The 19,463-nt window shown below is 36.7% G+C and carries 19 protein-coding genes and 1 pseudogene; 3 read left to right on the forward strand and 17 right to left on the reverse strand.

All coding sequences use genetic code 11. The features are described 5' to 3' along the window. Nucleotides 1–288 precede the first annotated feature (288 nt). The 9 genes from CEQ83_RS12115 to pxpA form a co-directional block, all read right to left on the reverse strand. Nucleotides 289–1,098 (reverse strand): uroporphyrinogen-III synthase, encoded by an 810-nt coding sequence (locus CEQ83_RS12115; protein WP_099331026.1) that lies wholly within the window; start codon nucleotides 1,096–1,098, stop codon nucleotides 289–291. Nucleotides 1,099–1,125: 27 nt separating this feature from the next. After that, nucleotides 1,126–1,890 carry an IclR family transcriptional regulator gene (locus CEQ83_RS12120; protein ID WP_033579070.1) on the reverse strand — a complete coding sequence of 255 codons (765 nt, stop codon included), beginning with the start codon at nucleotides 1,888–1,890 and terminating at the stop codon, nucleotides 1,126–1,128. A gap of 131 nt (nucleotides 1,891–2,021) precedes the next feature. Further along, complete coding sequence (accC, locus tag CEQ83_RS12125; protein WP_155017277.1) at nucleotides 2,022–3,386, reverse strand: acetyl-CoA carboxylase biotin carboxylase subunit; 1,365 nt, start codon at nucleotides 3,384–3,386, stop codon at nucleotides 2,022–2,024. A gap of 28 nt (nucleotides 3,387–3,414) precedes the next feature. Next, entirely contained in the window at nucleotides 3,415–3,876 is a 462-nt protein-coding gene (gene accB, locus CEQ83_RS12130; protein ID WP_098999360.1) for an acetyl-CoA carboxylase biotin carboxyl carrier protein, read from the reverse strand. Nucleotides 3,877–3,898: 22 nt separating this feature from the next. Continuing rightward, complete coding sequence (locus CEQ83_RS12135; protein ID WP_028413252.1) at nucleotides 3,899–4,894, reverse strand: 5-oxoprolinase subunit C family protein; 996 nt, start codon at nucleotides 4,892–4,894, stop codon at nucleotides 3,899–3,901. Then, nucleotides 4,891–5,646: a 5-oxoprolinase subunit PxpB gene (gene pxpB / locus CEQ83_RS12140; RefSeq protein WP_033579074.1), complete on the reverse strand. Its 756-nt coding sequence runs from the start codon at nucleotides 5,644–5,646 to the stop codon at nucleotides 4,891–4,893. The genes CEQ83_RS12135 and pxpB overlap by 4 nt, the downstream gene beginning before the upstream one ends. A 17-nt stretch (nucleotides 5,647–5,663) precedes the next feature. Then, on the reverse strand, nucleotides 5,664–6,455 hold the full coding sequence (locus CEQ83_RS12145; RefSeq protein WP_155017278.1) for a putative hydro-lyase: 792 nt from the start codon (nucleotides 6,453–6,455) through the stop codon (nucleotides 5,664–5,666). Between the two features lie 52 nt (nucleotides 6,456–6,507). Next, on the reverse strand, nucleotides 6,508–7,671 hold the full coding sequence (locus CEQ83_RS12150; protein ID WP_165573460.1) for an NRAMP family divalent metal transporter: 1,164 nt from the start codon (nucleotides 7,669–7,671) through the stop codon (nucleotides 6,508–6,510). Between the two features lie 99 nt (nucleotides 7,672–7,770). Beyond that, on the reverse strand, nucleotides 7,771–8,532 hold the full coding sequence (gene pxpA, locus CEQ83_RS12155) for a 5-oxoprolinase subunit PxpA (RefSeq protein WP_098999362.1): 762 nt from the start codon (nucleotides 8,530–8,532) through the stop codon (nucleotides 7,771–7,773). A 393-nt stretch (nucleotides 8,533–8,925) separates the two neighbouring features. Here pxpA and CEQ83_RS12160 point away from each other — a divergent pair, with 393 nt between their 5' ends. Further along, nucleotides 8,926–10,521, forward strand: coding sequence for an alpha-amylase family glycosyl hydrolase (locus tag CEQ83_RS12160; protein ID WP_155017279.1), 1,596 nt, complete (start codon nucleotides 8,926–8,928; stop codon nucleotides 10,519–10,521). A 134-nt stretch (nucleotides 10,522–10,655) separates the two neighbouring features. Here the strand turns inward: CEQ83_RS12160 and CEQ83_RS12165 are convergent, their stop codons facing one another. From CEQ83_RS12165 to CEQ83_RS12175, 3 genes are all read right to left on the reverse strand, one after another. After that, nucleotides 10,656–11,579 carry an anti sigma factor C-terminal domain-containing protein gene (locus CEQ83_RS12165; RefSeq protein WP_155017280.1) on the reverse strand — a complete coding sequence of 308 codons (924 nt, stop codon included), beginning with the start codon at nucleotides 11,577–11,579 and terminating at the stop codon, nucleotides 10,656–10,658. Next, entirely contained in the window at nucleotides 11,563–12,069 is a 507-nt protein-coding gene (locus tag CEQ83_RS12170) for an RNA polymerase sigma factor (RefSeq protein WP_155017281.1), read from the reverse strand. The genes CEQ83_RS12165 and CEQ83_RS12170 overlap by 17 nt, the downstream gene beginning before the upstream one ends. 211 nt (nucleotides 12,070–12,280) lie before the next feature. Then, complete coding sequence (locus CEQ83_RS12175) at nucleotides 12,281–12,907, reverse strand: type 1 glutamine amidotransferase family protein (protein ID WP_155017282.1); 627 nt, start codon at nucleotides 12,905–12,907, stop codon at nucleotides 12,281–12,283. A gap of 92 nt (nucleotides 12,908–12,999) precedes the next feature. Between CEQ83_RS12175 and CEQ83_RS27430 the strand changes: the two are divergent. After that, nucleotides 13,000–13,290: pseudogene (locus CEQ83_RS27430) on the forward strand (isochorismatase family protein); the annotation flags it as partial. A 373-nt stretch (nucleotides 13,291–13,663) separates the two neighbouring features. On the opposite strand, the gene CEQ83_RS12180 reads toward CEQ83_RS27430, so the two are convergent. The 5 genes from CEQ83_RS12180 to CEQ83_RS12200 all read right to left on the reverse strand — a co-directional run bounded on the left by CEQ83_RS12180 (nucleotide 13,664) and on the right by CEQ83_RS12200 (nucleotide 18,398). Continuing rightward, nucleotides 13,664–14,221: a DedA family protein gene (locus CEQ83_RS12180; RefSeq protein ID WP_028413243.1), complete on the reverse strand. Its 558-nt coding sequence runs from the start codon at nucleotides 14,219–14,221 to the stop codon at nucleotides 13,664–13,666. Next, on the reverse strand, nucleotides 14,208–15,710 hold the full coding sequence (locus tag CEQ83_RS12185) for a sensor histidine kinase (protein WP_155017283.1): 1,503 nt from the start codon (nucleotides 15,708–15,710) through the stop codon (nucleotides 14,208–14,210). Before CEQ83_RS12185 ends, CEQ83_RS12180 begins: the two co-directional genes overlap by 14 nt. Beyond that, the gene (locus CEQ83_RS12190) at nucleotides 15,707–16,393 is read right to left on the reverse strand and encodes a response regulator transcription factor (RefSeq protein ID WP_028413241.1); all 687 of its coding nucleotides are present in this window, start codon (nucleotides 16,391–16,393) and stop codon (nucleotides 15,707–15,709) included. Before CEQ83_RS12190 ends, CEQ83_RS12185 begins: the two co-directional genes overlap by 4 nt. Nucleotides 16,394–16,449: 56 nt before the next feature. Then, the gene (locus CEQ83_RS12195) at nucleotides 16,450–17,007 is read right to left on the reverse strand and encodes a class I SAM-dependent methyltransferase (protein WP_028413240.1); all 558 of its coding nucleotides are present in this window, start codon (nucleotides 17,005–17,007) and stop codon (nucleotides 16,450–16,452) included. Between the two features lie 395 nt (nucleotides 17,008–17,402). After that, nucleotides 17,403–18,398 carry an NADPH:quinone oxidoreductase family protein gene (locus CEQ83_RS12200; RefSeq protein ID WP_028413239.1) on the reverse strand — a complete coding sequence of 332 codons (996 nt, stop codon included), beginning with the start codon at nucleotides 18,396–18,398 and terminating at the stop codon, nucleotides 17,403–17,405. Nucleotides 18,399–18,547: 149 nt separating this feature from the next. Between CEQ83_RS12200 and CEQ83_RS12205 the strand changes: the two genes are divergently transcribed. Next, nucleotides 18,548–19,141 (forward strand): TetR/AcrR family transcriptional regulator, encoded by a 594-nt coding sequence (locus CEQ83_RS12205; RefSeq protein WP_155017284.1) that lies wholly within the window; start codon nucleotides 18,548–18,550, stop codon nucleotides 19,139–19,141. The last annotated feature ends 322 nt before the right edge of the window (nucleotides 19,142–19,463 follow it).

Raw genomic sequence — 19,463 nt, forward strand, 5'->3', positions numbered from 1 at the left:
GTGCTTTTAGCGTTATAAAGTAGATAATTATTATTGTTTAAGCTGTTTAGATTTAAGATATTTCTAAAAGAAACGTAACAACTCTTTAACATATTCGTCTATTTTTACCCTTTATCTACCATTTTTACAATATTTGAAAATGATTTTCTGGAATAACAATGAATTTATTTCTATTCGATGTTTGAAGAAGTTCAAAAAGAGGACAATAGGCAATTTTCAAACAATATTCGACAACGCTTGGATGAAGCCATACAAAAAACCTTCTCGCCATGAGGCGAGAAGGTTTTTTTAATCACGCTGCTGATAATAGTGTTCTAAAGCTACAATTGCGCTTCCCATTCTTTCTTGGTCAGGAATAACAATACGATCTACTCCTTCTTCTTTTAAAGCAGCAGCGGTTACTTTCCCAACGGCCACAGCTACTACAGAGCTTTCAAAGAGTTCTCGAATGTGATCAGCTTGTCCGTGTTCTTTTGCAAACGAAAATAAAAAGCGGGCTTGGGGAGCGCTTGTGAAATTAACAGCATCGACTTTCCCGCTTGTTAATTCGTTTATAAGCTGTTCCATGACTTCTGCTTTTGGAGGAATATGCTGATACGGTAAAATCTCTTTAAATTGGGCTTTTTGATTCGAAAGAAAATCAATCAATTTTGGTGCAGGATCTCCGTGAAGCTGAAGCGCTACATGCTTTCCTTCAAAAGAAAACGAATGAAGCGCTCTGACTAGGCCCGCTGTACTTCCATCATCATCTCGAACGGTTGGAGTAACACCGAGCTTTTTTAACATATTTACGGTTTTATACCCACGTGCAGCAATATTAGCTGCTTGTAAAGAAGAAAGGAATTCATCAGCTAGTCCTAGCTTATCTGCTGTTTTATATAAAATTTCCGTCCCGACGCCTGTCGTAAAAATAAACCAATCATAATTTCCTTTTACCAGTTCTTTAATATCTGCTTCTAAGTGTGTGTCATCTAAAAAGATGGTTCCTTGTGCAGGTCGTACAAGCGGTGTCCCGCCAAGGTTTTCAACAATTTTGCTGATTTCTTCTACTTTACGCTGACCTACGAGTGCGACTGTTTTACCTTCTAATCGTTTCAATGGTTTACCTCCATTTTTCTATGTATGCTACTTTAATGAACCTTGATAACCGAGTTTTTCAGAAATTAGGCTCGCCGCTTCTGTTACTTTTTGAATAATGAACGGCAGTCTGTCTCCTTGAAATCTCGCTTCAATTCCCGCTACGCTAATGCCTGCAACCACTTCATTTTGATGATTTACAATCGGCGCGCTCACGGATGTTGTAAAGTTTTCTAATTCAGAGGTGCTAATGGTATACCCTTTTTCTTTTGCTTCTTTTAATACATTTCTTAGTTTCTTTTGATCTGTAATGGTTCCAATACCTATTGGAGTTAGCTCCGTTTGAGTAATATATGCCTCTTGTTCTTTTTCGGGTAAATGCGCCAAAATAATGCGTGAACAAGCTCCTGCATAAAGAGGTGAACGCCTTCCAATTGATGTATAGAGACGCACGGGATGAAGCGTATCTACTTTTTCAATATACATGGCTTGATCCCCATCTCGTACAATTAGATTAACCGCTTCTTCTACTTCGTCTCGGAGCGTTTCCATTACGGGCTTTGCGATATTTCTAATATCTAAGCGATTAGCCACTAGCTGACCAAATTGCAAGAATAAAAGTCCTAGCGAATAGTATCCTTGCGCGTCTTTTGTTAAAAATCCCATCTCTTCAAGCGAACCAACCATTCGATGCAAAGAAGTTTTCGGAACGCCTGAATATTCCATCATTTCTGTGAAGGTCAGCTTAGGGTGGTTGATAAAAAGCGTGAGAATCTGCATGGATTTAACGACTGTTTTATTGTTAGCTTGCATAAAACCTTCTCCCTTATTTGTACGAATACATGTATTTGATAGAAGTATAGCTTACTAGCTAATCATATGTTCTTTTTATTATACATGAAGAAAAAAAGGAAAGCACTCCCTTATAAGAGCACTTTCCTTTCTTACACCGTTTCTAGTTCTTTAATTGAAATAGGGTTACTTTCTAGAAATTTGGTTGTAAAATCCCCTTCTTTAAAAGAAGGATGATTCAGTAATTCTAAATGAAAAGGAATAGTTGTGTGAATACCTATAATGATAAATTCTTCGAGCGCACGTTTCATTCGTTGAATCGCTTCATTTCGGTCTTTCCCTGTTACAATTAATTTCGCCACCATTGAATCATAAAATGGAGAAATTTCATAGCCTGGGTAAACCGCGCTGTCTACACGAACGCCGTAGCCGCCAGGAGGTAAATACATCTCGACTTTTCCAGGAGAAGGCATAAAGTTTTTAGCCGGATTTTCTGCGTTGATTCGACATTCAATTGCCCATCCCTTTAACTGAACATCCCGCTGAGCAAATGATAGCGGGTAGCCTGCTGCTACTGAAATTTGTTCTTTAATTAAGTCGATATTTGTTACAAGTTCTGTAACAGGGTGTTCAACTTGAATCCGTGTGTTCATTTCCATAAAGTAAAAATGTCCGTGTTTATCTAACAGAAACTCCACCGTTCCCACACCTGTATAATCGACTGCTTTAGCTGCCGAGACTGCCGCCTTGCCCATTTTCGCACGAAGATTTTCATCTACTGCAGGAGACGGAGCTTCTTCTACTAATTTTTGATGACGCCGCTGAATCGAACAATCTCGTTCACCTAAATGAACTACATTACCTTCTTCATCAGCAATAATTTGAATTTCGATATGTTTCGGTTCTTCTAAATATTTTTCAAGGTATACTCCGCCGTTTCCAAAAGCTGTTTCTGCTTCGTGCTGAGCTTGACGAATCGCTTTTTCTAGCTCCTCTTCGCTATGAGCTAGCCGCATTCCTTTTCCGCCGCCGCCCGCTGTAGCTTTTACAATGATTGGATAGCCTATTTCTCTTGCTACTGGAATAGCGGTGCTGCTATCTTCAATCAGTCCTTCCGTGCCAGGTACAATAGGCACACCGGCTTGTTTCATTGTTTCTCTTGCTACAGCTTTTGCTCCCATTTTACGGATGGCTTCTGCTTTTGGACCAATAAAGGTAATATCATAGGATTCACACATCTCAGCAAAATCAGCATTTTCAGCTAAAAATCCGTAGCCGGGATGAACAGCGTCTGCCTTGGTTACTTGTGCTACGGTAAGCAAATTCCGAATATTTAAGTAGCTTTCTTTAGAAGACGTTTTACCAATACAAAATGACTCATCTGCTAGCTTTACGTGAAGTGCATCTTTGTCTGCTTCTGAATACACGGCCACGGTTGAAATTCCCATCTCTTTACAAGCTCGAATGATACGAACTGCAATCTCACCGCGGTTTGCGATTAACACTTTTTTGAACATAGTGGCTCCTCCTGACAATATGTATACTTTAATATGATTTTACGGTAAATAGAGGCTGTCCAAACTCAACAACATCTCCGTCTTTCACAAGAATTTCAAGCACTTCTCCTTCCATTCCTGCATCTACTTCGTTAAACAGCTTCATCGCTTCAATTACACATACAACATCTTTACGTTCAATAGTTTGTCCTACTTGAACAAACGGATCAGCGTCTGTTTCTGGCTTGGCGTAAAAGGTTCCAACCATTGGTGATAAGATTTGTTTTTCATTATTCTCTGTTGCGTTTACAGACATAGAATCTTGAGGCGTTTGCTCAGCAACAGCGGCTTTTACTTCCTCTGTTTTTACTTCTGTAACAGCTGTGTCTTCTAAAGGAATTCCCGCTTTATCAATGACAACTTTTGTTCCTTCATGTTCAATATGGAGCTTTTGAATACCAGATTCATTCATTAATGAAACAACTTCTTGCAATTCACGTACGTTTATCATTTCTTGTCACTCCCGTTTTATGTTATTTAGTTGACGCAAGGTTAATAGCAATCTTCAATTCTTGAAGCAGCTGTTCTTTTTCTAAATAGATTTTTTCTGCTTCATGAAGCGAAATGTGAGAAAAATAGATGGATTCTCCGGGCTTTACTTGAGCTAAAAGCGGTAAATCCGCTGTGATGACTTGAGCGATTTTAGGATATCCTCCTGTAGTTTGACGGTCTGCTAACAGGATAATGGGATTTCCATCTGGCGGGACTTGAACAGAACCTTGTGAGACGGCTTCAGACAATAGCTCTTTTTTTTCTTGAAGCTGAAGAGAAGGTCCATCCATTCGATAACCCATTCGATCTGATTGATTTGATACTTTAAAGGGTTCTTGAGTAAAATGACTTTGGCTTTCAGCTGTAAATAAATCAAATTGACCCCCATTTATAACACGGACACTTGGTTTCTTTGTAAAATGGACAAATTCTTTATAATTTACGGACCATGAAGAAGTATATACTCCGTTTATCAGTTCATTGGAAAGAAAAGCAGGCTTTGAAGCAGCAGGAACAGATAGAGGTAAAACGTCGTCTGTTTGTAATGCTCTTCCTTTATAGCCACCAATTTCGCCCCTCAAATACGTGCTTTTACTATTTAACACTTCATTAATAGAAAATCCTCCAGCTACAGATAGATAGGAACGACAACCAGTTCTACAAGGCCCAAATGATAAAGTGCCTCCTTTTGGAATAAATAAAGGTTTCCACATCGGGACTGGCTTTCCGTTGACCGAAGGAGTTAAATCTCCACCTGTGATCGCTACTAAACAATCACTTTCTATTTCAAGGGTAGGCCCCATTAGCGTAACTTCAAGTCCCGCTTCTTTTTCATCGTTACCAACTAGTAAATTAGCAATTCGGAGAGAATAAGAATCCATTGCACCGCTTACAATTACACCGTGCTGCTGAAATCCTTTTCTTCCTAAATCTTGAATGCTTGTTAATAACCCGGCTTTACTAACTCTTATACTCATTTTTCTCCCTCCTTTGCCTGTAGTTCTTGATACTCTTCTTTAGAGATAGGCTCAAATTTTACAATATCTCCAGCCTGCAGCAAACTTGGAGGATTTTGCTCCGGCAAAAACAGTTTAATCGGCGTTTGACCAATTAGCTGCCATCCTCCGGGAGTGGAAATAGGATACACTCCTGTTTGCATTCCTGCAATACCAACCGAACCTGCAGGAATAGAGGTGCGAGGAGACGAGCGGCGAGGCGTAGCAATTTTTTCAGATAGTCCTCCGAGAAACGGAAATCCAGGAGCAAATCCAATCATGTACGCTAAGTATTCGCCTTCAGAATGAATACTTATTACCTCTTCAGGTGTTAAGTTATGGTGACGAGCGACATATTCAAGATCAGGTCCATACTCTCCTCCGTAGCAAACTGGAATGGAAACCGTACGATGGTCTAACTCTTTTTCTGTCTGTTCGTTCTCTAATTTACTTTGAAGGATAGAAGACACTACTTCAAAAGGAGACACAAATTCTTTTTTCTCCTTCTTTTTCACGGCTGCTACCACTTCAAGAGGGTTATAAAAGATCGTAAGGTTCGTAAATGCCGGCACGCATTCAATAAACCCAGGGAAAGGATTTAATTCTATTGAATCTTTACACGTTTTGATTTGTTTATGAATATCGTACTGAATACTATCTCCAAACGTTATAACAAGCGCTGAGTCGCCAAGCGGAGAAATAACAGCTGGCGCTTTTGTTATGGTTTGATTCATATCTACACCTCTTTCTTTTATAAAACACCTAGTTTTTCATCTCGAATATCTGTGATAAACATATGTCCAGGAGCATGTGTAATCATAATAGAAGGTTTTGTTTCCATTGCTACAGCTTGAGGAGTTACGCCACAAGCCCAGAACACGGGAACTTCGCCTTCTTTGACGGAAACAGCATCGCCAAAATCCGGAGAGTGAAGGTCTTCAATGCCTATTGCAGCGGGGTTTCCAATGTGAACAGGTCCTCCGTGCACAGCTGGAAAACGTGAAGTTACTTGCGCTGCCCGCACTACGTCTTGCTGAGGAATTGGGCGCATACTAACGACCGTCGAGCCGTGGAATATTCCCGCTTCAGCGCATGAAATATTTGTTTTATACATAGGAACATTACAGTTTTCTTCAATGTGACGAACAGGTATGCCGTTGTTTAAAAGTGCGTGTTCGAATGTAAAACTGCAGCCGATGAGAAAAGCTACCATATCTTCTGTCCAATAGTCTGTGATATCGGTTACTTCTTTTACCAGTTCCCCATTTTCATAGATTCGATACTTTGGAAGGTCTGTACGAATATCTCCGGACGGAGCCGCAAACTTTGAAACAGGAGATCCAACGTCCGTTACATCTAAAAGAGGACAAGATTTAGGATTACGCTGACAGAACAATAGAAAGTCAAAGGCTTGTTTCTTTGGTAAAATAGCTAAATTAGCTTGAGCATAGCCGTTTGCCATGCCTGCCGTTGGGTGAATAAGCTGGTTGTTACGGATTTGCTGACGAAGTTCAGCTGGAGTTAGTTGTGAAAGGTTTGTCATATTTCTATCTCCCATCATTGCCCGCACGCAACTTACGTGCGGGCACCTTGTTTTATTTAAATAATTGAGGAAGTTGATCCATTAACGTATAGCCACCCATTAAAGCCATCACAATAACGACAAGTACACCAGAAATGGTAAGCCATAAAGGATGCTTATATTCGCCAACGATACTTTTTTTGTACGCAGCAACTAGTAATGTTCCAAGGGCGATCGGAAGAATTAATCCATTAATTGCTCCAACTAACAGAAGAACTTTTACAGGTTTTCCAATTAAGACAAACGACAGAGTTGAAATAATAATAAATCCAATAATAATCCAGTTTGAGTTTTTATTAAGTTTTTCACTAAACGTTTGAATAAACGAAACGGATGTATAAGCAGCTCCCACTACAGACGTAATAGCGGCAGACCACATGACAATACCAAAGATTTTATAACCGACGTTTCCTGCTGCGAGCTGAAACACGGATGCTGGAGGATTGGCCGGATCAATTTGTAACCCTTTAGATACAACGCCAAGTACAGCTAAAAACAAAGCGATTCGCATAACGGAAGTGATAAGAATTCCTGTTACAGAACTTTTAGTTACTTGAGGTAAAGAATCGATGCCTTTTACCCCGGCATCTAAAAGACGATGTCCGCCTGCAAAGGTAATATAACCACCAACAGTACCTCCAACAAGCGTAACGATCGCAATGATGTCGATTTGATCAGGTTTAAAAGATTTCACTACAGCTTCTCCAACGGGAGGTGAAGTAGTAGCTGCTACATATAGCATTAGCCCAATCATGACAAAACCTGCAATTTGCGTGAAGCGATCCATTGCTTTTCCAGCTTCTTTTACAACGAAGATTAGCACGGCAATAACTGCACTAATTGCAGCTCCGGCTGTTGGAGAAATACCTGTAATCGCATTTAATCCAAGACCGGCACCGGCAATATTTCCAATATTAAATGCAAGTCCTCCAATTACAATTAAAATAGCGAGCACGTATCCTAATCCGGGAAATACCATATTGGCGATTTCTTGTCCGCGTTTTTCAGAAACGGCAATAATCCTCCATACGTTGGTTTGAGCAAAGATATCAAGAATAATTGAAATTAAAATAACGAATCCAAAGCTTGCGGCTAAATTTTGTGTAAATACGGTAGTTTGAGTTAAAAAGCCTGGTCCAATAGCCGATGTGGCCATTAAAAAAGCGGCTCCAAGCATTAACGTCCAGTTTACTTTAGGTGCAGCCGAAAGCTTTTGCTGAGGTGTTGATTTTTTTATTGGCTCCAATATCATCTTCCTCCTGATTGTATGTAGTTTTTATTGTGAAATAGCCTTAACTACCACTTCTGATGCTTGTAAAGAACGGTTGACATGACGAGCAAATTCAAGTGCGTGAGCCCCGTCTCCGTGAATACAAATCGTGTCTGCCTGCAATTCTACATCCTTGCCTTGCTGAGATTTGACTTTCCCTTCTTTCACCATTGTAATAACTTGAGAAACAGCTTCGTCGTCATTTTCAATTAAAGCATTTGGTTCTGTACGAGGCGTAAGAGAACCGTCTAACTGATAGGTACGGTCTGCAAATACTTCGTTGGCCGTTTTCAAACCAATTCTGTTACCTGCTTGAATCAGCTCACTTCCAGATAATCCAAACAAAATCAGCTCAGGATTTACGTTGTAAACAGCTTTTGCTATTGCTTCAGACAACGCTTTATTTTTAGCAGCCATGTTATATAGTGCACCGTGAGGTTTTACATGCTGCATTGATAACCCTTCTGCTTGCAAAAAACCGTTTAATGCACCAATTTGATAGACTACGATATCGTAGGCTTCCTGAGGTGAAATATTGATGTTTCTGCGTCCGAAACCGATAAGGTCCTGTAGACCAGGATGAGCACCAATTTGCACTTTTTTTTCAGCGGCCAATTTTACCGTTTTTCTCATGACGCTTGGATCCCCTGCATGAAATCCACAGGCTACGTTTACAGACGTCACGTGTTCTAAAATGGCTTCATCATTGCCAATGCGATAAGCACCAAAGCTTTCCCCTAAATCACAGTTTAAATCCACTCTACTCAATGCGTTCTTCCCCCTTAAAAACTTCATTGTAAGCGTAATCATTTGCAGATAGTAAATAAAATCCAAGCTGAATTATCTGCATCAATACTTCAAGTTCCGTTTTTCGGAACTGTAGTACCGTTTTTCAGTTATATTTGGATTTTAGCACGAGATGATGAATTGAACAACAACATTGTCAGAATATTTGACATAGTCATTATTTTCATTTGGATAATACTCCCTTATTTTATTGATGTTTTCTATCTATAGCCTTAATATAATGCAGCTTCTTAATGCCATTGGACACAGTAAATAACTAGGTTGTCAGAATAATTACTAGTTCAAAATAATCAAAATAAAATTTTCGTTGTAATCGTTTTCAAAGAGGTGCTATATTTCAATTGTAGTCAATTTATGCAAACGATTGCAAAAAAAGGGGATGAAACGATGAAAGGGAAAAAATGGACAGCTTTAGCTCTAACACTGCCGCTGGCTGCTAGCTTATCAACAGGCGTTCACGCCGAAACCGTACATAAAGGTAAATCTCCAGCTGCAGATAAAAACGGTGTATTTTATGAGGTGTATGTAAACTCTTTTTACGATGCAAATAAAGATGGACATGGTGATTTAAAAGGTCTTACACAAAAGCTGGACTATTTAAATGATGGCAATTCTCATACAAAGAATGATCTTCAAGTAAACGGGATTTGGATGATGCCGGTCAACCCTTCTCCTAGCTATCATAAATATGATGTAACGGACTATTATAACATTGATCCTCAGTACGGAAATCTGCAAGATTTTCGCAAACTGATGAAAGAAGCAGATAAACGAGATGTAAAAGTTATTATGGACCTCGTTGTGAATCATACGAGCAGCGAACACCCTTGGTTTCAAGCTGCGTTAAAAGATAAAAACAGCAAGTACAGAGATTACTATATTTGGGCTGATAAAGATACCGACTTGAATGAAAAAGGATCTTGGGGGCAGCAAGTATGGCATAAAGCTCCAAACGGAGAGTTTTTTTATGGAACGTTCTGGGAAGGAATGCCTGACTTAAATTACGATAACCCTGAAGTAAGAAAAGAAATGATTAATGTCGGAAAGTTTTGGCTAAAGCAAGGCGTTGACGGCTTCCGCTTAGATGCTGCGCTTCATATCTTTAAAGGTCAAACACCTGAAGGCGCTAAGAAAAATCTCCTGTGGTGGAATGAGTTTAGAGATGCAATGAAAAAAGAAAAACCTAACGTATATCTAACGGGTGAAGTATGGGATCAGCCGGAAGTAGTAGCTCCTTATTATCAGTCGCTTGATTCCCTATTTAACTTTGATTTAGCAGGAAAAATTGTCAGCTCTGTAAAAGCAGGAAATGATCAAGGAATCGCTACTGCAGCAGCGGCAACGGATGAGCTGTTCAAATCATACAATCCAAATAAAATTGACGGCATTTTCTTAACCAACCATGACCAAAATCGCGTCATGAGTGAGCTGAGCGGCGATGTCAATAAAGCAAAATCAGCTGCTTCTATCTTACTTACGCTTCCTGGCAACCCGTATATTTATTACGGTGAAGAAATCGGCATGACTGGTGAAAAGCCTGATGAGTTAATCCGTGAACCGTTCCGCTGGTACGAAGGAAACGGACTTGGACAAACTAGTTGGGAAACACCTGTATACAATACAGGTGGCAACGGCGTGTCTGTAGAAGCACAAACCAAACAAAAGGACTCTTTGTTAAATCATTACCGTGAAATGATTCGCGTGCGTCAGCAGCACGAAGAGTTAGTAAAAGGAACGCTTCAATCTATTTCAGTAGACAGTAAAGAAGTTGTTGCTTATAGCCGTACGTATAAAGGCAACTCCATTAGTGTGTATCATAATATTTCAAATCAACCTGTAAAAGTATCTGTAGCAGCGAAAGGTAAATTAATTTTTGCTAGTGAAAAAGGTGCTAAAAAGGTCAAAAATCAGCTTTTGATTCCGGCGAATACAACGGTTTTAGTAAAATAATTCAAAAAACCTCTAAGTAATTACCAGGTAGTCACTTAGAGGTTTTTTTACCTAGAAGCAATAAAAAAAAGATTCTTTTTATTTATCTATCAGTTAATATACAACGGGTTTCCTTCATTTCAAGTCCCTAAAATTCAATATTTATCTACCACTGCTCCCAAACTAGCTGCTTTAACATATAGTTTGTTTTTCAAAGAAAGCAGTTCTTCTTTTGTTCCTGTAACAACTACGCCTATAATCAATCCATTTTTCTGTCTGTTTTTTAAATTTTTCACTTCTCCTGGATCTGTTTTTTGGAGCTCATTTAAAAAGTCTGCTTCTGTTTTAATTTTAGTAGTCGTTAGTTTTGCTCCTAGTTGTGGTGATGGTTTAGAAATACCTAATAGCCATCGCCCATTTTCTGGATTGTTTCTGTAACCAGTAGACTTTCCATAGTTATCTACCCAATACCACGTTTGGTGAGTAGATGTAGGCAGCATCTTTTGTACTTCTTTCAATGTGTAATTTTTATTGAGAGATATGGCCATCTCCATGTATTTATCATTTGGATATTTTTTAATCATGTCAAAGTCATTCGCATACAACTTATATTTGTATTTGGGTACGTAAAATAACATCTCACGTTGCCCATTAGGAATATGATAAACTGTCGTTTCATTGACAATTGTACTACTCATGGAGAATGATGCATTCAAGTTTCCGAGTAAATCATACGTTATTTCTTCTGTATCCCAAGGTATCACTTTGTTTTCAATAACTTTAAATACTTCACTCTTAATAGTCCCCTTTAAAACTCCAATTGAAATTGTATCTGTACTAGTAAATGTATTTGGAGACATCCTCACATAATTTTCTGTGATTAACCGATCAGCAATTTTTTCTCCTTGTGTGTTAATAAAGTAATTATTCCCTTTTACAAATATACCAATAATAAAGCTGACTACGAGTGCGGAGATAAAAATTGTTCGTGAAATTGCTCTATACTTTGCTTTTCTAAGTGTTCTATGTAAAGACTTTCCATCAAAAATAGAATCTAACTCATCATTCGTTTTCTTCATTACATTCTCTCCTATACATCTCTTTAAATGTTTTTCTAGCACGAGCTAAATATGTTTTCACAGCCTCAGGTTTCATATCTACATATTCCGCAATTTGTTTATATGACCACTCTAGCTCGTATTTTAAAAGAAGCAGTTGCTTAAAGGTGGGAGACAACTTTTGAAGTATACTTCTTACTAGAAGCTGATTTTCTTGTACAATCATTATCTCTTCAATTAATCGTTCATTGGTAATAAGGTAATCTTCTACTACCACGTACTGAGATTTTTTGTTCTTTCGACAGTGATCGTAATATAAGTTTATAGCTACTTTAAAAAGCCATGATTTATATTTATCGGTATCAATCGATTCAAGATGAAGAAGTAGTTTACAAACAGCTTCTTGAAAAATATCTTTAGCTGTTTCTTGGTTTGCACCTTGTTTAATTAAATATGAGTAAAGTTGATTCATGACAATTTTTAGTTGATCGTTTGATAACCGATTTTTCAAATGTTTTTCCTCCTTCCTGTCTTATAACGTCTGAACAGTGAAAAAGTATACAATTATTTCATATTTTTCTATAAAAAAAGAAAAGTAATTGCTTTTTAGGCAATTACTTTCTTAAACAAACAATCAATTTAGTTAATATAAAACAGAATATAGGTATCTACAAAAATAAAAAAGAAGATTATTGTAATCGACCTTGTATATAATTAGGGATCTATATTGAGCTCATTAACTGAAAAAAGTATTCAGACTTCTGAGTTTTATTTAAGATATACCATGAATCTAATGTATTTGATGCGAATACATCTAATTTTTTTAATACGTCCCTCGCGAATTCTAGAGGTGCTATTCCTGAAGCAGTAATCATGTTATTATCGGATACTACAGGTCCACCCTCATACAACTTCTCCCCTTTATAGTTGGGACAGACCATTTTTGTATATTCTAAGTTATTAAGCGTATGCTTTCTAGAATCTAAGTATCCACTATTTGCAAGGGCATCAGTAGCACCACAAATTGCAGCTACAATAGTACCAAGCTCTAAAACTTCCCCAACTTTTTTCAATATAGGTTGATGAATCTCCTCACTCCATGTATTTCCTCCCGGTAGAATTAAAAGATCTTTATCCAAAAGAGTGCACTCATCAAGAGAAATATCCGGCTGTATACTCAGCCCCCCCATTGTTTTAATAATTTCTTTATTAACTCCTACCGTCATTACTTTTAAAGGGGCTAAACCTTGTCTGAAATATCTTCCTGAATTTAGTTCAGCAATTAAATATCCATACTCCCAATCTGACATTGTGTTAAATACATAAATATAAACTTTTTTAGTTTGCATACTAAGCCTCCAGAACTGACGTTCTCTATATTATACCATTTCAAAGACATATATTTATAAAAAATTAAAATATTCAGAAAATAATTAAAAGGATTGAGAATCATTTGAAAGAAAACAAAATAGAAAAAGTCTTAATAGTAGGATTAACAACTCCACATTATGTATCAACTACTACTCCAATGAGTGATAATTTAGGATTTGAAACGTAGCTCGTATCAGATGCCACAGCTACATTTGCAATAAAAGGAGAAGATAATGCATATTATCCAGCTGAACAAATACATACTGTGTCATTAGCAACTTTAGATAATGAGTTTGCCAAAGTTTTAACAACTGAAGAATTGATCAAAAAGTTAAATTTGACTGAAGCAATACAATCATAAGATCTTTATTTTAACTGTATATCTTCTACAAGTGGAGTTACCATAATGTGACTTTTAGGAATAAAAAAAGAACCCTTGTAAAATTAGGGTTCTGATTAAGATTTATTATTTGTGGTATGCAGTCTTTTACAACCATATAGCTACTTAAGCCTAATTAATGGTTATTGTAAGTTACTTTTAACATGTAATAATAAATTTATAAATTCCCAAATCGCTAATACCACGCCTAATATCAACAAAAATAAACAAATTGAAGAGAAAAGTTGTTGTATCAATTTCACATCACTTTGCTCCTTTAATTAGATAAGTCCCGTATCACTTAGGTCTTTTATAAAACAAGTTTTTTCATGAGCAGTATGAAGTAGAAATAATATCACGACTCATTTTTATTTCTTTTCACCTTGTAGAAAATGAAGCATAAAAGGGGAATAGCGACTAATGGTAGTACGATAGACAAGTGTTGATGTAACCAAATTAACACTAATTTGATTCCAATTTTTTGGTTAAACTTATAAACCATAAAAGTCCAACCGCCCGAATATAAGGAAGATGCTAAAAAGTTAGCTAGCAAGTATTTTTTTATCGGAAACTTTAAAATTCCGGCTATATAATGAATAGGGTGTCGAACTCCAGGTACAAAAAAAGCTAACATAATCGCCCCAGCCCCAAAACGATCAAGTAGCTTTTCGGCTTTTTGTAACCATTTCTTCGCCATCCATTTTTCAATTAGAGGCACCTGTCTAAAGAATCTTCCTACTAGAAAGAACCATAGAAAAGCTATAAAGAGTGTAATCCAAGACGATATCCACACTACATAAGGGTTGATGCCCTTAGAAGCCCAGATACCGACTTGAGTTAGCATTAGAACATCATCAGAAATAGGCGTAAACATAATTTCTACTGATAGTCTAATTAGTTCATAAATCTTCATAAATGGTCTCTTTCTCCTTTATATCTTGGTGCAAAGGCAATGCAACATACATCGTTGTCTTGTTTTGCTCGCTTTCTGCCCATATTTCGCCTTGATGAAGTTCAACAATTCGTTTGGCAATGGAAAGGCCAATTCCCGACCCTACGACTTTGCTAGAGCGTGCTTTATCCATTCGATAAAACTTATCAAACAGATGGTTTAATTCCTCAGAAGCAATTTGATCAGTTGTATTAGAAATACGTGCAATGACTTGTTTTTCGTTAGTATAGAGGACTATCTCAATATCTCCACTTTCATGACTGTATTTTTCAGCATTCGAAAGTAAATTATCGAAAACGCGAATCATTTTCTCAATATCTATGGAGATAAAGACAGCATCATTGGGAATATCTACTTTTACAGAGAGCCCACGATTTTCAAACATAGGGGTATACTCTCCTACAAGCTGATATAACACCCCACTTAAATCGACTTCTTGAAATTGCATGTCTACGTCAGGTAGGGACAACTTCGTATATTCGAATAGTTCATCCAATAAATTTTTCAATTTGAATGAAATACCGTAGGTGGTTTGAATATATTGCTCCAGCTCTTCACTATTTTTATACTGTTTATCTTTCAAGAGTGTTAGATATCCAATAATAGAGGTCAATGGAGTTCGTAAATCATGCGAGAGATTTGTAATTAATTCATTTTTGGCTTGTTCCACTTTACGTTCTTTTTCAAAACGTTGCCTCATTTGTTCGGTCATCCAATTGATGTTTTTAGCTAAGAATGACAGTTCATTTTTTCCTTTCACCGGAATGGAATACGTCCAGTCCTTGTTCACAATCCTGTTGATTCCCTCTTCAATCTGCTTAATGTACCGTGTAATAGGCCTTGTCCATAATAAAAACAAGACAAAAAAGATGAGCACACTACCTCCAAGTCCCATATAGACTTGATAAATATATCTATTCGGACTGAAAATAGGATCAAAAGAAGGTCCTTCAATAACGAGGTATCCGATATCATCTTGAAGGGAAAGGAGCGATATAAAAGAAGAATAATGTGCATTAAATGATTGATTACCCGTAGATTCAGCTGCAAGCTTTTGTTTGAGTAAATACTTTATATTGGTACTTTTTATTTTTTTGTTATTTGAATGAAAAAGAACGTCTCCTTTGGCATTTGCTACTAAGAACCCTAAATTAGGATGAGCATCCGTTATAGGATTTAGCGTTGAAGCAATGTTATCTATATCATCTAAGCTCATGTTCTTCTCTTCGATTGAATGAGTGAGCTGAACAAGGAGCTTTCTAATCGTCTCTTCCTCTTTTTGTTGCTCTATTTGTTGGTTACGGATATCCCCAAATTGGGGATTTATGAAGATAAAAAGAAAAAAGCTAAGGATAGATACAATCAAGGAGATAATAAAAATAAGGAATAATTTTGTGTTCAAATTAACTGATGGTCGTCCAATTTTGTCTGCATTATTTCTCGTTTTCATGCTTTATAGCCTACGCCCCATACAGTCTGAATATAGATTGGCTTTTTAGGGTTCTCTTCTATTTTGTCTCTAATTTTTGTCATATGGACCATAATCGTATTATCCGACTTATAAAAAGGTTCTTTCCATACAGTTTCATAAATCTGTTGAATACTAAATACTTGTCCTTGATGCTGAAGTAACAAAGAGAGAATTTGAAATTCTTTAGGAGTTAAACGAACCTCTTGATCTCTTACAAACACTTCATTTGTCCTTCCGTCCACTTTTAAGTCTCCCTTTTCTAAGAAGTGGGAAGAAACCTCTCTTTCAGGCGCCATATAGTATCGACGAAGTTGAGATTTTACACGCGCCATCAGTTCTAATGGGTTAAAGGGCTTTGTAACATAGTCTTCTGCTCCACTGGCCAGACCGTGAATTTTATCCATATCTTCTGATTTAGCTGATAAAAAAATAATGGGCATGGTATATTCTTCTCTGATTTTTAAGCAAGTATCTATCCCATTCATCCCTGGCATCATCACATCTAGAATAATCAGGTCAATTTTTTGTTTTTTTAACATATCCATAGCTGTTGCAGCATCCGGTACATCTACTACTTGATATCCTTCATTTTTTAAATAAATGGACATAAGATTTCTGATTTCGTCTTCATCGTCGACAATAAGGATGGTTCTTTCTGACATGTTTCTTCACGCTTTCTATTCTTAAATTCAATATAAACTAGAGAACAGGAGTAGGATTAGTTATTACATACGAATACATAAGCTGGTGGAACATTTCTATACACTTTTTCATACTGAATCGTAGTAAAAAAGGATTTAAAGAAAGAGCGTTTTACTTTCGAATACTGGAATGTAATGAATTTGCCTTCTGGTCCCAGCAAAGATCCTGTCTCATGTAAGATCTGTGTAGAAATAGTTCCTGGTAAGCTTGTAAAAGGCAATCCAGATACGATATAGTCTACTTTTTCAATGTCATATTGTTTTAAATAGTCACTTATATTCTCAGCAGAGTCATGAATAATGTGCACATTCTCGATATGTCCATATTTCTTCTTTAATATGTTATAGAATGTTTCATTGGCTTCTATCGCTAAGAAAATGGTGTCTTTCCGTTTATTTTGAACAATTTCTTCTGTAAATACGCCTGTTCCTGGACCATATTCAATGATACACGTTATTTCCTTAAATGGTATAGACTTCATCATTTTCTTAGCTAATGATTTAGAGCTCGGCATAATCGCTCCAACTGCACGCGGGTGTCTCATATATTCTTGAATGAAATGCATGGCATTCATGTATTTCTCCTCGTTTCTTCAGATGATAGGTTATAAGCAGTAGTTTAATGCCAAAACCTTAATAAGATACGAGGAAAAACCTTAACAATTCTTAAGAAATACTTATGAAAAGATAACTTTTATAAAGAATCTGAAAGCAAACGTTATTTGCTGGTCTTAAAAAAGGAGGGTATTAACTTAATCTAAACCTTCAGTCATTCAGAGAAAACAACCTTTTTAGCAAGTAAGAAAGGGGTGCTATTAGTTCTTATCCTTTAAGAACTGATAGCACCCCATTTCTTTGATTGTATACTTATTAACATAATGTATTTTTTTGGATGTATTTCTCAAATATTTTAAAAATCTTTTATAGTGCGTGATTTTTGACATTAAGAAATCTCAATATAAATTTCTTATCAGACTAATTTTACAATCGTTCTTCCTCTTACATGCCCTTTTAATATGTTAGGAAGAACAGTAGGAAGCTGATTTAAATTAATTTCTTGTGAGATAAAATCTTCAAAATTTGATGGTTTGAAATCTGTTGCTATACGTTTCCATATTTTCAAACGTGTTTCCATTGGGCAGTATACAGAGTCAATGCCAAGTAAGTTGACGCCCCTTAAAATAAATGGAAAAACAGTAGAGGCCAGTTTTGTCCCAGCTGTTAACCCACTAACAGCAACTGAACCACCATATTGAATCTGACTTAAAACAGAGGACAGAGGATCTCCACCAACAGGGTCAACGGCTGCAGCCCATTTTTGTGCCCCTAAAGCTTTAACCTTTCCTCCATACGTCATATCCCTTGAAATAATGGTATGAGCTCCGAGTTTTCGTAAATACTCATACTCCGATTCTTTCCCTGTGCTAGCTTCTACTTTATAACCCAGAGAGTTTAAAAATGAGACCGCAAAACTGCCAACGCCACCGGTTGCACCTGTCACAAGAACTTTTCCTTTGTCTGGTGACACCCCATTCTCCTCTAGACGTTGTATAGATAGGGCTGCCGTAAAGCCTGCTGTTCCTACTACAATGGCTTCTTTAAGAGTCAAATTTTCAGGTAAAGGTACAATCCAATCACCTGGAATACTGGCATATTCGCTGTATCCACCAAAGTGGGAAACACCTATATCGTAACTTGTTGCAATGACTTCATCTCCTTCATGAAAGCGAGGGTCATTAGAAGAAACGACTACACCTACTAAATCTACTCCTGGTATAAATGGATAATTTCTTACGATTTTACCATCAGGAGTACCTGCTAGCCCATCTTTATAGTTAATCCCTGAATAATGTACCTTGATTAAGACATCACTCTTAGGCAAAAATTCTAGAGAAATATTTTTTACATTCATTGAAAATTCATCATTAACTTTGTCTACTACTAGCGCTTTGAATTGATCTTTCATTTTGTCATTCCTCCTTTGTGAAACTACTTCTAGTATACATTATTATTCTGACCGGTCAAACTTTTTTTGGCCGGTCAGAATAATTTTTTGTTCAAATTTTATAAAATGTTGTATACTAATTTGTACGTTTAGTTTGCTGGAGGTTTATTATGAAGAAAAAAGCAGAAGAGAGAAAGAATCAAATATTAAGAGCAGCTTTCCAATCTATGTCAGTACAAGGTTATAATTCGGTTACCTTACAGAGTATTGCTGATCATGCAGAAGTTAGTAAAGGAGTCGTCCATTATTATTTTGAGAATAAGGAAGATACCTTATCTCAACTCCTTGAGTGGCTTACAAATAAAATCTATAACTATGAGCTTGCATCAGTGAATTCAGAGTCTACTCCCTTGGGTAAATTAAAAGCTTATGTAAACTCAGTGTTTGTCGCCCCTGAGAAAAATGCAAAATTTTATAGAGTTTATTTAGATTTCTTGTCTCAGGCAGGTCAAAATGAAACATATAGAAAAATTAATCATCATTTTTATCAAAACTGTTGGGGCATTACATCTGACATTATTGCTTCTGGTCAGAAAACAGGAGTGTTTGAACAGAATATTAATATAGAAAACACTTCAAAAACCATGCGCGCTATTATAGATGGATTGCTCATTCAATGGCTAATGAACGAAGATATAAATTCCCATCAATATTACAAAGAGACTTGCTATCAAAGCTTTTTAGACTTGCTAAAAGTTAATTAGATGCTCTTTTTGACTTTTTAATCTGTCTGAACTGTCTACCTTCTATACTTTAAATGATAAACAAGAAGAACAAAGTCTAAAATCAAATGACGCTTTGCTCTTTTTTATAATATGTAATTTCCATAAAAATTGGATAACTAAGGATTTTTATCAGAACAAGCATATGTGTTATAAGCTATCGGTAGAAACAATCCAATAATCAAAGTTAGGCATATTATATGGAAAGCGAGTTAACATAATAGGTTTTATAAGAAGAAAAAAAACCTGTATTTTAAAATACGGGTTTTTTCATATTTCTCTTCAAAATATCTATTTAAAACTT

The organism is Priestia megaterium, from assembly GCF_009497655.1.
Lineage (GTDB): Bacteria > Bacillota > Bacilli > Bacillales > Bacillaceae_H > Priestia > Priestia zanthoxyli.

Excerpts from the sequence above, each read along its gene's own strand:
- pxpB (WP_033579074.1), bottom strand. The coding sequence starts at position 5,646 with ATGAATCAAACCATAACAAAAGCGCCAGCTGTTATTTCTCCGCTTGGC.
- CEQ83_RS12195 (WP_028413240.1), bottom strand. The coding sequence starts at position 17,007 with ATGAATGCCATGCATTTCATTCAAGAATATATGAGACACCCGCGTGCA.
- accB (WP_098999360.1), bottom strand. The coding sequence starts at position 3,876 with ATGATAAACGTACGTGAATTGCAAGAAGTTGTTTCATTAATGAATGAA.
- accC (WP_155017277.1), bottom strand. The coding sequence starts at position 3,386 with ATGTTCAAAAAAGTGTTAATCGCAAACCGCGGTGAGATTGCAGTTCGT.
- CEQ83_RS12165 (WP_155017280.1), bottom strand. The coding sequence starts at position 11,579 with ATGAAGAAAACGAATGATGAGTTAGATTCTATTTTTGATGGAAAGTCT.
- CEQ83_RS12135 (WP_028413252.1), bottom strand. The coding sequence starts at position 4,894 with ATGAGTATAAGAGTTAGTAAAGCCGGGTTATTAACAAGCATTCAAGAT.
- CEQ83_RS12185 (WP_155017283.1), bottom strand. The coding sequence starts at position 15,710 with ATGAAAACGAGAAATAATGCAGACAAAATTGGACGACCATCAGTTAAT.
- CEQ83_RS12200 (WP_028413239.1), bottom strand. The coding sequence starts at position 18,398 with ATGAAAGATCAATTCAAAGCGCTAGTAGTAGACAAAGTTAATGATGAA.
- CEQ83_RS12205 (WP_155017284.1), top strand. The coding sequence starts at position 18,548 with ATGAAGAAAAAAGCAGAAGAGAGAAAGAATCAAATATTAAGAGCAGCT.
- CEQ83_RS12150 (WP_165573460.1), bottom strand. The coding sequence starts at position 7,671 with ATGCTTGGAGCCGCTTTTTTAATGGCCACATCGGCTATTGGACCAGGC.
- CEQ83_RS12160 (WP_155017279.1), top strand. The coding sequence starts at position 8,926 with ATGCAAACGATTGCAAAAAAAGGGGATGAAACGATGAAAGGGAAAAAA.
- CEQ83_RS12175 (WP_155017282.1), bottom strand. The coding sequence starts at position 12,907 with ATGCAAACTAAAAAAGTTTATATTTATGTATTTAACACAATGTCAGAT.
- CEQ83_RS12145 (WP_155017278.1), bottom strand. The coding sequence starts at position 6,455 with ATGACAAACCTTTCACAACTAACTCCAGCTGAACTTCGTCAGCAAATC.
- CEQ83_RS12180 (WP_028413243.1), bottom strand. The coding sequence starts at position 14,221 with ATGAAGATTTATGAACTAATTAGACTATCAGTAGAAATTATGTTTACG.
- CEQ83_RS12120 (WP_033579070.1), bottom strand. The coding sequence starts at position 1,890 with ATGCAAGCTAACAATAAAACAGTCGTTAAATCCATGCAGATTCTCACG.
- CEQ83_RS12190 (WP_028413241.1), bottom strand. The coding sequence starts at position 16,393 with ATGTCAGAAAGAACCATCCTTATTGTCGACGATGAAGACGAAATCAGA.